Genomic DNA, 13,154 nt, shown 5'->3' on the forward strand with positions numbered 1-13,154 from the left:
CTTCGGGTGAAGGTGGTGAACCTCGGCCGCAAATCGAAAGCACGTGCTATATCGTCGAGTGCGGCGTCGGGCATGCTGGATGGCCGGGGGTTGTTATGCAACCGGAGAATCCGACCGGCGTTGTCAGCGGCTCCCCCTAGTCTGAAGAAGCACGGGGGCCCCGCCCCTGTCACTTCTCTCAAGAAAGGTGCGGACCGGCGTGGCCGACCGTCTCATCGTCCGTGGCGCGCGCGAGCACAACCTGAAGAATGTCTCGCTCGACCTGCCGCGTGACTCGCTCATCGTCTTCACGGGCCTGTCCGGGTCGGGCAAGTCCTCCCTGGCCTTCGACACGATCTTCGCGGAGGGCCAGCGCCGGTACGTGGAGTCGCTCTCCTCGTACGCCCGGCAGTTCCTCGGCCAGATGGACAAGCCGGACGTCGACTTCATCGAGGGCCTGTCCCCAGCGGTTTCCATCGACCAGAAGTCGACCTCGCGCAACCCGCGCTCGACAGTCGGCACCATCACCGAGGTCTACGACTACCTGCGTCTGCTCTTCGCGCGCATCGGCAAGCCGCACTGCCCCGAGTGCGGCCGTCCGATCTCCCGCCAGTCGCCGCAGGCCATCGTCGACAAGGTCCTGGAGCTGCCGGAGGGGAGCCGCTTCCAGGTGCTGTCGCCGCTGGTCCGCGAGCGCAAGGGCGAGTTCGTCGACCTCTTCGCCGACCTGCAGACCAAGGGCTACTCCCGCGCGCGCGTGGACGGGCAGACCGTCCAGCTCTCCGACCCGCCGGCACTGAAGAAGCAGGAGAAGCACACCATCGAGGTGGTCGTGGACCGCCTCACGGTGAAGGAGTCCGCCAAGCGCCGCCTCACCGACTCCGTGGAGACCGCGCTCGGCCTGTCCGGCGGCATGGTCGTGCTCGACTTCGTCGACCTCCCCGAGGACGACCCCGAGCGCGAGCGCATGTACTCCGAGCACCTGTACTGCCCGTACGACGACCTGTCCTTCGAGGAGCTGGAGCCCCGCTCCTTCTCCTTCAACTCGCCCTTCGGCGCCTGCCCCGACTGCACCGGTATCGGCACGCGCATGGAGGTCGACCCCGAGCTCATCGTCCCGGACGAGGACAAGTCCCTCGACGAGGGCGCCATCCACCCCTGGTCGCACGGGCACACCAAGGACTACTTCGGCCGCCTGATCGGCGCCCTCGCGGACGCGCTCGGCTTCCGCACGGACATCCCGTTCGCGGGCCTGCCGCAGCGCGCCAAGAAGGCCCTGCTCCACGGCCACAAGACCCAGATCGAGGTCCGCTACCGCAATCGGTACGGCCGTGAGCGCGTGTACACCACGCCCTTCGAGGGCGCGGTGCCCTTCGTCAAGCGCCGGCACAGCGAGGCCGAGAGCGACGCCAGCCGCGAGCGCTTCGAGGGCTACATGCGCGAGGTGCCCTGCCCCTCCTGTGAGGGAACGCGCCTGAAGCCGATCGTCCTCGCGGTCACGATCATGGAGAAGTCGATCGCCGAGGTCTCCGCGATGTCGATCAGCGACTGCGCGGACTTCCTGGGCCGGCTGACGCTGAGCGCCCGCGACAAGAAGATCGCCGAGCGGGTGCTGAAGGAGGTCAACGAACGGCTGCGCTTCCTGGTCGACGTCGGCCTGGACTACCTGTCGCTGAACCGTGCGGCCGGCACTCTCTCCGGCGGCGAGGCCCAGCGCATCCGCCTGGCCACCCAGATCGGCTCCGGCCTCGTCGGCGTCCTGTACGTCCTGGACGAGCCGTCCATCGGCCTGCACCAGCGGGACAACCACCGGCTGATCGAGACCCTGGTCCGGCTGCGCGACATGGGCAACACGCTCATCGTCGTGGAGCACGACGAGGACACCATCAAGGTCGCCGACTGGGTCGTGGACATCGGTCCCGGCGCCGGTGAGCACGGCGGCAAGGTCGTGCACAGCGGCTCGCTGAAGGAACTGCTCACCAACACCGAGTCGCAGACCGGCGCGTATCTCTCGGGCCGCAAGGCGATCCCGCTTCCGGACATCCGCCGTCCCCGCGACCCGTCCCGCAAGCTCACGGTGCACGGCGCCCGCGAGAACAACCTGCAGGACATCGACGTCTCCTTCCCCCTGGGCGTCTTCACGGCCGTCACGGGCGTCTCCGGATCCGGCAAGTCGACGCTGGTCAACGACATCCTGTACACGCACCTCGCCCGCGAGCTGAACGGCGCGAGGAACGTCCCCGGACGGCACACGCGCGTGGACGGCGACGACCTGGTCGACAAGGTCGTGCACGTCGACCAGTCGCCGATCGGCCGCACCCCGCGGTCCAACCCGGCGACGTACACAGGCGTCTTCGACCACATCCGCAAGCTGTTCGCCGAGACCACCGAGGCGAAGGTCCGCGGCTACCTCCCCGGCCGCTTCTCCTTCAACGTCAAGGGCGGCCGCTGCGAGAACTGCGCGGGCGACGGCACCATCAAGATCGAGATGAACTTCCTCCCGGACGTCTACGTCCCGTGCGAGGTCTGCCACGGCGCCCGGTACAACCGGGAGACCCTGGAGGTCCACTACAAGGGCAAGTCCATCGCCGACGTGCTGAACATGCCGATCGAGGAGGCCACCGACTTCTTCGAGGCCGTCCCGGCCATCTCCCGGCACCTGAGGACGCTGAAGGACGTCGGCCTCGGCTACGTCCGACTCGGCCAGTCCGCCACCACGCTCTCGGGCGGTGAGGCCCAGCGCGTGAAGCTGGCCAGCGAGCTGCAGAAGCGATCCACCGGACGCACGGTCTACGTCCTGGACGAGCCGACCACCGGTCTGCACTTCGAGGACATCAGCAAGCTGCTGACGGTCCTCGGTGGCCTGGTCGACAAGGGCAACACGGTCATCGTCATCGAGCACAACCTCGACGTGATCAAGACCGCCGACTGGGTCGTGGACATGGGTCCGGAGGGCGGCGCCGGCGGTGGCCTCGTGGTCGCCGAGGGTACGCCCGAGGAGGTCGCCGGGGTTCCCGCCAGCCACACTGGCAAGTTCCTGCGCGAGATCCTCGGCGCCGACCGCATCAGCGACGCCGAACCCGTGCCGGCGCAGCGTGCCGCCTCGGCCAGGAAGACGGTCGCCGCGAAGACGGCGGCGAAGAAGTCGGTGACGGTGAAGGCCAACAACACGGCGACCAAGAAGGCCGACGCGGCCACGAAGAAGGCGACGCCCGCGAAGAAGACGACGCGGGCACGCAAGGCCTGACATATCACCAGAGAGGTTGGCGCCCCGCGGGAACTCCCCGCGGGGCGCCGCTCGTTCCACGATCAGCCACCCCGGCTCCGAGGTCCGGCAGGTCCCGTACTACGGATCCGGCCGCACCTTGACAACAGCAGAGAGGAAAACAGGAGAGAGAAGGGGCCGCTCACAGCCCACCGAGCTCGGCCGCGAACGGCGGCTCGGCCCCCGCCCGCGAACAGGTGATCGCAGCCGCGCGTGCCGCGAAGCGCAGCAGCCGCGTCCAGCCCTCCGTCGTGAGGGCGCCGAGCGCTTCCTCCGACAGCGCGCCCAGGGCGGAAAGCCCGTGCAGCAGGGCCGCGTTCACCGTGTCACCGGCGCCGATGGTGTCCACCACGGCGACCTTCTCACCCGGTACGGAGTACTCCGCACCGTCTCGGGTGAACGCGGTCAGACCGTCCCCGCCCCGGGTCACCACCACGGCCGCTGGTCCCGCGGCCAGCCACTCCCGCGGGCTGCCGCCCAGCCACTCGGCGTCCTCCGCGGACAGCTTCAGCAGCGTCACCGAGGGCAGCCAGTTCTTGAATCGCGCCCGGTAGGCGTCCGCGTCCGGGATCAGCCCCGCCCGGATGTTGGGGTCGAGCGCGGTGAACAGCCCCTGCCCGGACGCCGCGCGCATCAGCTCCTCATAGGCGCTCGCCCCGGGTTCCAGGACGAGCGAGCAGGTGCCGAAGGACACCGCGCGCGTGCCGGCGGGCAGCGCGCCAGGGGCGGTGAACAGACGGTCGGCGGTGCCGTCGACATAGAAGGAGTAGGCGGCCGAGCCACCGTCGTCGATCGTGGCCACCGCCAGCGTCGTCGGCTCCGCCCCGCGCTGCACGCCCGACACGTTCACCCCCGCGCGCCGCAGCCCGTCGAGCAGGGCCTCGCCGAAGGCGTCGTGCGACGTCCGGGAGCAGAATGCGGTGCGGGAACCGAGCCGGCCCAGGGCCACGGCGGTGTTGTACGGGCCGCCGCCGAGCGCCGGCTTCAGGGCCGCGAGGGCGCCCGGGCCCTGCGGTACCAGGTCGATCAATGCCTCACCTGCGACGACGATCACGAGGCGGTTCCCTTCTCCGACGGGGTGGACGATGCGGTGGGCCCGGGCTCATCGGACCCGCCCGGCTCCTCCGGGCACCCGCAGGACGTGCGATGGACGAACGCGCACGGCAGCCGTACCGTCCGGGCCGGCCGGCGCGGCTCGTCGAGACGGCCCAGGAGCACCTGGACGGCCTGCGCGCCCAACTCCCTGCTGGGCTGGGCGATGGCGGTGAGGCGGGGTGAGAACAGATCGGCCCAGGCGAAGTCGTCGAAGCAGCACAGGGCGATGTCGTCCGGCACGGACAGGCCGTGCCGGCGCAGGGCGCGCAGGGCGCCGATGGTCATGGTGTTGTTGGCGGTGACGAGTGCCGTGGGCGGTTGGGCGAGGGCGAGCAGGTCGGCCGTGGCCTGCTCGGCACCGGTGGACTCGGAGTTGCCGGACACCAGGAGCCGTTCATCGAGGTCCAGGCCGGCGGCGCTGAGGCCGTCCCGGTAGCCGGAGAGTCGCTCATTGGTGGTGCTGAGCCCGGGCAGACCCGCGACCAGGCCGATCCTGCGGTGGCCCAGCCCGGCGAGATGGGTGACCAGACGGGCGGTCGGCTCGGCGCTGTCGGCGCAGACCTGGTCGTACCAGGGCGCGTCCCGGTCGGGGGCGGCGTCCGCGCCACCGTCCACCGCGGAGCCGTTTGTCGCGCCCACGTCGATCATCCGGTCCAGGAACACGGTCGGCACGGAGTGGCGGCGGAGATAGCCGACCAGCTCGTGCGGGCGCGCGGAGGGAGCGACGATCATGCCGTCCACCCGGCGCTCATGGAGGAGCTGCACGACCTTGCGTTCGTGCCCGGGGTCGTCGTGCGGGTCCGCGATGAGCAGGCTGTAGCCCGCCTCCAGCGCGGCGGCCTCGACACCCTGGAGGATCTCCGTGAAGTACGGGTTGCTGATCGCCGACACCGCGAGCCCGATGGAGCGGGTGCGGGAGGTCACCAGGGACCGCGCCAGGGTGTTGGGGGTGTAGCCGAGGGCGTCGATGGCGTCGAGCACGGCCTGGCGGGTGTGGGGCAGCACCGGGCGCGTGCCGTTCAGGACGTGGGAGACGGTCGCCACGGAGACTCCGGCGCTCCTCGCGACGTCCGCCATGGTGGGCATCTCGTCTCCCTCCGAATGATCGAGCGCGGTCCTTCAGGCCGGGACGGTATCCCATCGACTGCCTTCGCGTAAACGCTTGCGCAAGCGTTTACGCGACTTCGTTCCGAGTCCTCCCGCCATCGCCCCCACGTTCCTCACTGACGCTCCGGGCGCCTTTTCCCACAGTCACCGCCCCGCCTCTGAGCCGGCCCTTGTGCCCGGGTATCGTCGCCCTGCACACCCCTTGAGCAGTGGAGTTCCAGATGCCCGCCCGACCGTCCGCACGCCGTCGTACCGTCCTTCGAGGGGCCGCCGTGGCCCCGGCCGCCGGGCTCGGCCTGGCCGCGTGCGCGGGTCCGGGCCAGGGTGGCTCGGCCGCGGCCACCCCGACCGCGCCGGTGGACCTCGGCGCCGAGAGCGAGGTCTCGAAGGGCGGCGCCAAGCTCTACCGGGACCACAACGTCGTCGTCAGCCGCGACCGGAACGGCGCGCTGAAGGCCTACAGCACGATCTGCACGCACGCGGGGTGCCCCATCAACAAGCTCCAGGGGACGACCCTGATCTGTCCCTGCCACGGCAGCCAGTTCGACGCCGTCACGGGCAAGGTGGTCCAGTCGCCCGCCACCGAGCCTCTGGCCGAGCTGCCCGTGAAGACCACGAACGGCAGGATCATCGCCGGTCCGGGCGCCTGAACGGACAGCACTTGGCACCCACCCGCCCGACGTACCCCCCGCCCCGTGAGCCCCGGCCGTCACCCTCGCGACGGGTCCGAAGCGCGCTGACAGGCTTGCATCGGACGCGATGTCATTCCCACTCCCACCCGATGCCGACGATCCCCGGGCGGATCCGCGGCTCGACCACGTGGACGTAGTGGTGGGGGCCCATGACCGGGAGCTCGTGGTGGCTGCTGCGGGGGGCCGCAGTCGAGTGCTGGGTGAAGCGATGGCAGCGGGCCGGCAGCGCGGCCGCGTCGAACCGCACCTGGAGGGCGTACTGGCCACCGGGGAAGCCGAAGCGGTGGAAGTACTCGCGGCAGGGCCCGGCGGTGCCGTCCTCGATGCCGTACCGGAAGAGGAAGGTGTCGCCGGCGCGCAGCCGGGTGTCGAACAGCAGCTCCGCGGCCAGCACGCCGGTGTCCTGGTCCCAGCGGACGCGTCCGGTGCGGCAGTTCTCCAGCGCCCGCACCCTGATGTCGTGCGGTCGGCAGCCCGGGTCGCCGTGGTGCACGGCGACGAAGCGGTCGACGCCGTTGCGGTGGGCCCGCACGATGTGGTGGGCCTCGCGGGCCGTCAGCTCGCGCCGGGCGCCGATGCGGACGCATTCGTGGTGGCCCAGGGTGTGCAGCCCGCCGTCGAGGGACCACCCCAGCTCGGCGCGGAGCCGGTCCAGGACGTCCGAGGCCGCGATCAGGGAGCGGTAGGAGCGTCCCGCGGGGCGGCCGGCCGCCGCGCGCCCGTCGGCCTCGGCGAGCAGCCGGATCAGTGACTCGTCCGGCAGCTGGAGGATCTCCTCCAGCGCCCGGACGGCCCGCAGCGACTCCGGGCGCTGGGGGCGGCGGGCACCCTGCTGCCAGTAACTCAGGCTGGTCACGCCGACCCTGACCCCGTGCCGGGACAGATGGTGCTGGACGCGCTGGAGCGGCAGCCCGCGTGCGGCGATCGCGGCGCGCAGCGCCACATGGAAGGGGCCGCCCCGCAGGGCCGTGTCCAGTTCCGCGGTGGGGACGTGCGCGTGCTCTGTGGCATGCCGCATGCCGGGGCGCCTTTCTATGAGGTGTCGCTACGGCTGGTCAGACCGCCTGCGCTGGTGTGCGGGGCCACCCCCGTGGGCGTCGTGGACGCCCCTGGCTGCGCACGCCACGCCTGTACGCGTGCGTGCACGGCCCCGAGTTCCCCCGCATTGAAGCGTGTTGACCAGACCCCGACAACACCTCGAACCCGCCACGACGATCCCTGGCCGGGCGGCGGCTCCGCGGCGGCGAGGGTCACGCCCGCCCGGCCTGCCGGTGGGAAGATCGACGTGTGACGGAGACCTGGGCCTTCGACGGTGAGCGCACGGCCGTGACGGCGGAGGAGGCGGTGGCCGTGCTCCGGCGGCGGATCGCCGGGGGCCGTCTCGAATCCTGGCTGACCGGGTCCACCGGGCGCCTGCTGTCGGTGCTGAGCAACACCGAACGCGCGCTGGTGATGCTTCTCGACGGAGAGGACGATCCGGGAGCCCACGCCGTCTCCGCGGACTCCGGAGGGGCGAGCGGAGGATTCCGGCTCGCGAACGGGCAGTGCGACACGTACCCGGACGAGGACACCGTGCCGCTCGACGAGGCGTTCCGGATCATCCGGCAGGTGATCGGCACGGGCCTGCCGCCCACGGACACCCGATGGGCTGTGGACAGCTGAGCGGCGCGAGCGCGGGCGTTGTCCACAGGCCCGACGCGGTGTCGGTGCTCGCCAGTAGGGTGTGAGACATGGCCGATCCCTCCAGCTACCGCCCCAGGCCGGGTGAGATCCCGGACTCCCCCGGGGTGTACAGGTTCCGTGACGAGCACCGCCGGGTGATCTACGTCGGAAAGGCGAAAAGCCTGCGCCAGCGCCTGGCGAACTACTTCCAGGACCTGGCGAACCTGCACCCGCGCACCCGGACGATGGTGACCACCGCCGCGTCTGTGGAGTGGACCGTGGTGTCCACGGAGGTCGAGGCCCTTCAGCTGGAGTACTCCTGGATCAAGGAGTACGACCCGCGGTTCAACGTCAAGTACCGCGACGACAAGAGCTACCCGTACCTCGCGGTGACCATGAACGAGGAGTTCCCGCGCGTGCAGGTGATGCGCGGTCACAAGAAGAAGGGCGTCCGGTACTTCGGGCCGTACGGGCACGCGTGGGCCATCCGGGACACCGTCGACCTGCTGCTGCGGGTGTTCCCGGTGCGCACCTGCTCGGCCGGCGTGTTCAAGAACGCCGCCCGCACCGGCCGCCCCTGCCTGCTCGGCTACATCGGCAAGTGCTCCGCCCCCTGCGTCGCCCGGATCAGTCCCGAGGACCACCGGGAGCTGGCCGAGGAGTTCTGCGACTTCATGGCCGGCCGCACCGGCACCTACCTCCGCCGTCTGGAGAGCCGGATGAGGGAGGCGGCCGAGGAGATGGAGTACGAACGGGCGGCGCGGCTGCGCGACGACATAGAGGCCCTGAAGAAGGCCATGGAGAAGAACGCCGTCGTGCTCGCCGACGCGACGGACGCCGACCTCATCGCCGTCGCCGAGGACGAGCTGGAGGCGGCCGTGCAGATCTTTCATGTGCGCGGCGGCCGGGTGCGCGGCCAGCGCGGCTGGGTCACCGACAAGGTCGAGGAGATCACCACCGGCGCCCTGGTCGAGCACGCCCTGCAGCAGCTCTACGGCGAGGAGACCGGGGACGCCGTCCCCAAGGAGGTCCTGGTCCCGGCGCTGCCCGAGCCCGTGGAGCCGGTCCAGGAGTGGCTGACCGGCCGCCGCGGGGCGAACGTCTCACTGCGCATCCCGCAGCGCGGCGACAAGAAGGCGCTCATGGAGACCGTGCAGCGCAACGCCCAGCAGGCGCTCGTACTGCACAAGACCAAGCGCGCCTCCGACCTGACCACGCGCTCGCGCGCCCTGGAGGAGATCGCCGAGGCACTCGACCTGGACAGCGCCCCGCTGCGCATCGAGTGCTACGACATCTCGCATCTTCAGGGGGACGACGTGGTCGCCTCCATGGTCGTCTTCGAGGACGGCCTGCAGCGCAAGAGCGAGTACCGCCGCTTCCAGATCAAGGGCTTCGCCGGTCAGGACGACGTCCGCTCCATGCACGAGGTGATCACCCGCCGCTTCAGGCGCTACCTCGCGGAGAAGGAGAGGACGGGGGAGTGGGCCGACGGCTCCGGCACCGAGGACGCCCTCACCGACGGCGAGGGCACGCTCACCGGCACGGACGAGATCGCCAACTCCCTCAAGGACGACGACGGCCGTCCCAAGAAGTTCGCCTATCCGCCGCAGCTCGTCGTGGTCGACGGCGGGCAGCCGCAGGTCGCGGCGGCCCGGCGCGCCTTGGACGAGCTGGGCATCGACGACATCGCCGTGTGCGGCCTCGCCAAGCGCCTGGAGGAGGTCTGGCTGCCCGGCGACGACGATCCGGTGGTCCTGCCCCGCACCAGCGAGGGTCTCTATCTGCTCCAGCGCGTGCGTGACGAGGCCCACCGGTTCGCGATCACCTACCAGCGCACCAGACGCGCCAAGCGCTTCCGGGCCGGCCCCCTGGACGAGGTCCCCGGCCTCGGCGATACCCGCAAACAGGCGCTCATCAAGCATTTCGGCTCGGTGAAGAAGCTGCGGTCCGCCACAATCGAACAGATCCAGGAGGTGCCCGGGATAGGCCGGAAGACGGCCGAGACCATCGCCGTGGCCCTCGCCCAGGCGGCCCCGGCCGCACCCGCCGTGAACACGGCGACCGGAGAGATCATTGAGGACGAGGAGCCCGATTCGACGGCGGGCTCCTCGGGGGAGCCCGTGACCGCGGGCCCCCCGGACGAACGACGGGGGCAGGAGAGATGACGGAGCACGACGCACAGCCCACAGCGGAGCGAGATCGGGCCCACAAGGAAGCGGGGCGGAATCAGCCGCACCCCGCGGCGGGAGAGCAGCCCGCGGCCCAGGAAAACGGAGCACAGGTGAGCACGGACGGTACGCCGGCCGCGGGCCCGGAAGCGGCCATCCCCGAACTGGTGATCATCTCCGGCATGTCCGGAGCGGGACGGTCGACGGCGGCGAAGTGTCTGGAGGACCTCGGCTGGTTCGTCGTGGACAACCTCCCGCCCGCCCTCATCCCCACCATGGTGGAGCTGGGCGCCCGCTCGCAGGGCAACGTGGCGCGGATCGCGGTCGTCGTGGACGTGCGCGGCCGGCGCTTCTTCGACAATCTGCGCGAGTCCCTCGCCGACCTGGACACCCGGGGCGTCACCCGGCGGATCGTCTTCCTCGAGTCCTCCGACGAGGCCCTGGTCCGCCGCTTCGAGTCGGTGCGCCGCCCGCACCCGCTGCAGGGTGACGGCCGCATCGTCGACGGCATCGCGGCCGAGCGGCACCTGCTGCGCGAGCTGCGCGGCGACGCCGACCTGGTGATCGACACCTCCAGCCTGAACGTGCACGAGCTGCGCGCCAAGATGGATGCCCAGTTCGCCGGCGAGGAGGAGCCCGAGCTGCGGGCCACGGTGATGTCCTTCGGCTTCAAGTACGGCCTCCCGGTCGACGCCGACCTGGTCGCGGACATGCGGTTCCTGCCCAACCCGCACTGGGTCCCGGAGCTGCGCCCGTTCACCGGCCTGAACGAGGAGGTGTCGGCGTATGTCTTCAACCAGCCCGGCGCGAAGGATTTCCTCGACCGGTACGCCGAACTGCTGCGGCTGATCGCGGCCGGCTACCGGCGTGAGGGCAAGCGGTATGTGACCATCGCCATCGGCTGTACGGGCGGCAAGCACCGCTCGGTCGCGATGTCGGAGAAGCTCGCCGCGCGCCTCGCGGCCGAGGGTGTGGAGACGGTGGTCGTGCACCGGGACATGGGACGGGAATGACGGAACGTACACGGCGGCTCGGCAGGCTGCGCCGGATGGTGCCCGAGGGGCGTTCGAGCCGTGCCACGGCCGAGGCGGCCGGGGTGGCCCGCCCCGCCGAGGCCCGCGGCGGCCGGCCCCGCCGCCGGGGCGCACAGCCCAAGGTGGTCGCGCTCGGCGGCGGCATGGGCCTGTCCGCCTCCCTCGCCGCGCTGCGCCGGATCACCGGGGACCTCACCGCCGTCGTCACCGTGGCCGACGACGGCGGGTCCAGCGGTCGGCTGCGCGACGAGCTGGGCGTGCTGCCGCCCGGCGATCTGCGCAAGGCACTGGCCGCGCTGTGCGGCGACGACGAGTGGGGCCAGACCTGGGCCCGGGTCATCCAGCACCGCTTCCAGTCCAAGGGCGATCTGCACGAGCACGCGGTCGGCAATCTGCTGATCGTCGCCCTGTGGGAGCAGCTCGGCGACCACGTCCAGGCCCTGGACCTGGTCGGCAAGCTGCTCGGTGCGCACGGCCGGGTGCTGCCCATGTCCGCCGTGCCGCTGGAGCTGCAGGCCCTGGTCAAGGGGCACGACCCGGAGCGCCCGGACGACGTGGACACCGTGCGCGGGCAGGCGAACGTCGCCCTGACGCCCGGCGAGGTCCAGTCGGTGCACCTGGTGCCGAACGACCCGCCGGCCGTGCCCGAGGCCGTGGCGGCGGTCCGCGACGCGGACTGGGTGGTGCTCGGTCCCGGCTCCTGGTTCTCCTCGGTGATCCCGCATCTGCTCGTCCCCGAGCTGCTGGACGCCCTCACCGAGACCAAGGCTCGCAAGGTGCTGTCGCTGAACCTCGCCCCGCAACCGGGAGAAACCGAGGGCTTCTCCCCGCAGCGTCATTTGGAGGTTTTGGGCCGACACGCCCCTAAACTCGCCCTGGACGTGGTGCTGGCCGACGAGGCCGCTGTGCCCGACCGCGACTCGCTCACCGAGGCCGCCAAACGGCTGGGAGCCGCGATCGAGCTGGCCCCGGTGGCCCGGACCGACGGAACACCCCGGCACGACCCGGAGCTGTTGGCCGCCGCGTACGACCGTATTTTTCGGATGCATGGAAGGATCGGCCCATGGCGATGACGGCAGCGGTGAAGGACGAGATCTCCCGGCTTCCCGTCACCCGGACCTGCTGCAGGAAGGCGGAGGTCTCCGCCATTCTGCGGTTCGCCGGCGGCCTTCACCTGGTGAGCGGGCGCATCGTGATCGAGGCGGAGCTGGACACCGCGATGGCGGCCCGCCGTCTCAAGCGGGACATCCTGGAGATCTTCGGCCACAGCTCCGAGCTGATCGTGATGGCGCCGGGCGGGCTGCGCCGCGGCTCGCGCTATGTCGTGCGGGTCGTCGCGGGCGGTGACCAGCTGGCCCGTCAGACGGGGCTCGTGGATGGCAGGGGCCGCCCGATCCGGGGCCTGCCCCCGCAGGTGGTCTCCGGGGCCACCTGTGACGCGGAGGCGGCCTGGCGTGGGGCCTTCCTGGCGCACGGCTCGCTGACCGAGCCCGGCCGCTCGTCCTCCCTGGAGGTGACCTGCCCGGGGCCGGAGGCCGCGCTCGCGCTGGTCGGTGCCGCCCGCCGGCTGTCGATCGCCGCGAAGGCCCGCGAGGTGCGGGGCGTGGACCGGGTGGTCGTCCGCGACGGCGACGCGATCGGCGCGCTGCTGACCCGGCTCGGCGCGCACGAGTCGGTGCTCGCCTGGGAGGAGCGCCGGATGCGCCGCGAGGTGCGGGCCACGGCCAACCGGCTCGCCAACTTCGACGACGCCAACCTGCGTCGCTCGGCCCGGGCCGCCGTGGCCGCCGGCGCCCGGGTGCAGCGCGCCCTGGAGATCCTCGGCGAGGAGGTCCCCGAGCACCTGGCCGCCGCCGGACGCCTGCGCATGGAGCACAAGCAGGCCTCGCTGGAGGAGCTGGGCGCGCTCGCCGACCCGCCGCTGACGAAGGACGCGGTCGCGGGCCGTATCCGCCGACTGCTGGCCATGGCCGACAAACGCGCCGCCGACCTGGGCATCCCGGGTACGGAGGCCAACCTCTCCGAGGAGCTGGCGGACAACCTGGCCGGCTGACCCGTCCGCACGCCAACAGGCCGGTGCCCAGGCCCAGTTGGGGCCTGGGTGCCGGCCTTCGTGTACCTGACAGCCCCTCATTTGCATGGCTATGAGGCG

General features: G+C 71.4%; 10 protein-coding genes. 7 read left to right on the forward strand and 3 right to left on the reverse strand.

Annotated elements, in window-relative coordinates; all coding sequences use genetic code 11:
* Positions 1-199: 199 nt before the first annotated feature.
* Entirely contained in the window at positions 200-3,226 is a 3,027-nt protein-coding gene (gene uvrA / locus SRB17_RS05995) for an excinuclease ABC subunit UvrA (protein WP_323375056.1), read from the forward strand.
* 160 nt (positions 3,227-3,386) lie between these two features.
* Here uvrA and SRB17_RS06000 read toward each other — a convergent pair whose 3' ends face one another.
* Both SRB17_RS06000 and SRB17_RS06005 read right to left on the reverse strand, forming a co-directional pair.
* Positions 3,387-4,298 (reverse strand): carbohydrate kinase, encoded by a 912-nt coding sequence (locus tag SRB17_RS06000; RefSeq protein ID WP_323375057.1) that lies wholly within the window; start codon positions 4,296-4,298, stop codon positions 3,387-3,389.
* On the reverse strand, positions 4,295-5,425 hold the full coding sequence (locus SRB17_RS06005; protein WP_153535123.1) for a LacI family DNA-binding transcriptional regulator: 1,131 nt from the start codon (positions 5,423-5,425) through the stop codon (positions 4,295-4,297). Before SRB17_RS06005 ends, SRB17_RS06000 begins: the two co-directional genes overlap by 4 nt.
* A gap of 242 nt (positions 5,426-5,667) precedes the next feature.
* Between SRB17_RS06005 and SRB17_RS06010 the strand changes: the two genes are divergently transcribed.
* Positions 5,668-6,096 carry a Rieske (2Fe-2S) protein gene (locus SRB17_RS06010; protein ID WP_153535125.1) on the forward strand — a complete coding sequence of 143 codons (429 nt, stop codon included), beginning with the start codon at positions 5,668-5,670 and terminating at the stop codon, positions 6,094-6,096.
* A gap of 112 nt (positions 6,097-6,208) precedes the next feature.
* On the opposite strand, the gene SRB17_RS06015 is transcribed toward SRB17_RS06010, so the two are convergent.
* A complete protein-coding gene (locus SRB17_RS06015; protein WP_153535127.1) occupies positions 6,209-7,156 on the reverse strand; it encodes a hypothetical protein in 948 nt (315 codons plus the stop codon).
* A 269-nt stretch (positions 7,157-7,425) separates the two neighbouring features.
* Between SRB17_RS06015 and SRB17_RS06020 the strand changes: the two genes are divergently transcribed.
* The 5 genes from SRB17_RS06020 to whiA all read left to right on the forward strand — a co-directional run bounded on the left by SRB17_RS06020 (position 7,426) and on the right by whiA (position 13,055).
* On the forward strand, positions 7,426-7,800 hold the full coding sequence (locus SRB17_RS06020) for a hypothetical protein (RefSeq protein ID WP_194293909.1): 375 nt from the start codon (positions 7,426-7,428) through the stop codon (positions 7,798-7,800).
* A 68-nt stretch (positions 7,801-7,868) separates the two neighbouring features.
* Positions 7,869-9,965 carry an excinuclease ABC subunit UvrC gene (uvrC, locus tag SRB17_RS06025; protein ID WP_153535129.1) on the forward strand — a complete coding sequence of 699 codons (2,097 nt, stop codon included), beginning with the start codon at positions 7,869-7,871 and terminating at the stop codon, positions 9,963-9,965.
* Positions 9,962-10,981, forward strand: a complete 1,020-nt coding sequence (rapZ, locus tag SRB17_RS06030; protein WP_153535131.1) for an RNase adapter RapZ — start codon at positions 9,962-9,964, stop codon at positions 10,979-10,981. The genes uvrC and rapZ overlap by 4 nt, the downstream gene beginning before the upstream one ends.
* Complete coding sequence (locus SRB17_RS06035) at positions 10,978-12,075, forward strand: gluconeogenesis factor YvcK family protein (RefSeq protein WP_153535133.1); 1,098 nt, start codon at positions 10,978-10,980, stop codon at positions 12,073-12,075. Before rapZ ends, SRB17_RS06035 begins: the two co-directional genes overlap by 4 nt.
* Complete coding sequence (gene whiA, locus SRB17_RS06040; protein ID WP_067125808.1) at positions 12,066-13,055, forward strand: DNA-binding protein WhiA; 990 nt, start codon at positions 12,066-12,068, stop codon at positions 13,053-13,055. Before SRB17_RS06035 ends, whiA begins: the two co-directional genes overlap by 10 nt.
* Positions 13,056-13,154 lie beyond the last annotated feature (99 nt).

Source organism: Streptomyces sp. RB17 (genome assembly GCF_009604455.1).
GTDB lineage: Bacteria > Actinomycetota > Actinomycetes > Streptomycetales > Streptomycetaceae > Streptomyces.

Excerpts from the sequence above, each read along its gene's own strand:
- SRB17_RS06015 (WP_153535127.1), bottom strand. The coding sequence starts at position 7,156 with ATGCGGCATGCCACAGAGCACGCGCACGTCCCCACCGCGGAACTGGAC.
- uvrC (WP_153535129.1), top strand. The coding sequence starts at position 7,869 with ATGGCCGATCCCTCCAGCTACCGCCCCAGGCCGGGTGAGATCCCGGAC.
- rapZ (WP_153535131.1), top strand. The coding sequence starts at position 9,962 with ATGACGGAGCACGACGCACAGCCCACAGCGGAGCGAGATCGGGCCCAC.
- SRB17_RS06010 (WP_153535125.1), top strand. The coding sequence starts at position 5,668 with ATGCCCGCCCGACCGTCCGCACGCCGTCGTACCGTCCTTCGAGGGGCC.
- SRB17_RS06005 (WP_153535123.1), bottom strand. The coding sequence starts at position 5,425 with ATGCCCACCATGGCGGACGTCGCGAGGAGCGCCGGAGTCTCCGTGGCG.
- SRB17_RS06035 (WP_153535133.1), top strand. The coding sequence starts at position 10,978 with ATGACGGAACGTACACGGCGGCTCGGCAGGCTGCGCCGGATGGTGCCC.
- whiA (WP_067125808.1), top strand. The coding sequence starts at position 12,066 with ATGGCGATGACGGCAGCGGTGAAGGACGAGATCTCCCGGCTTCCCGTC.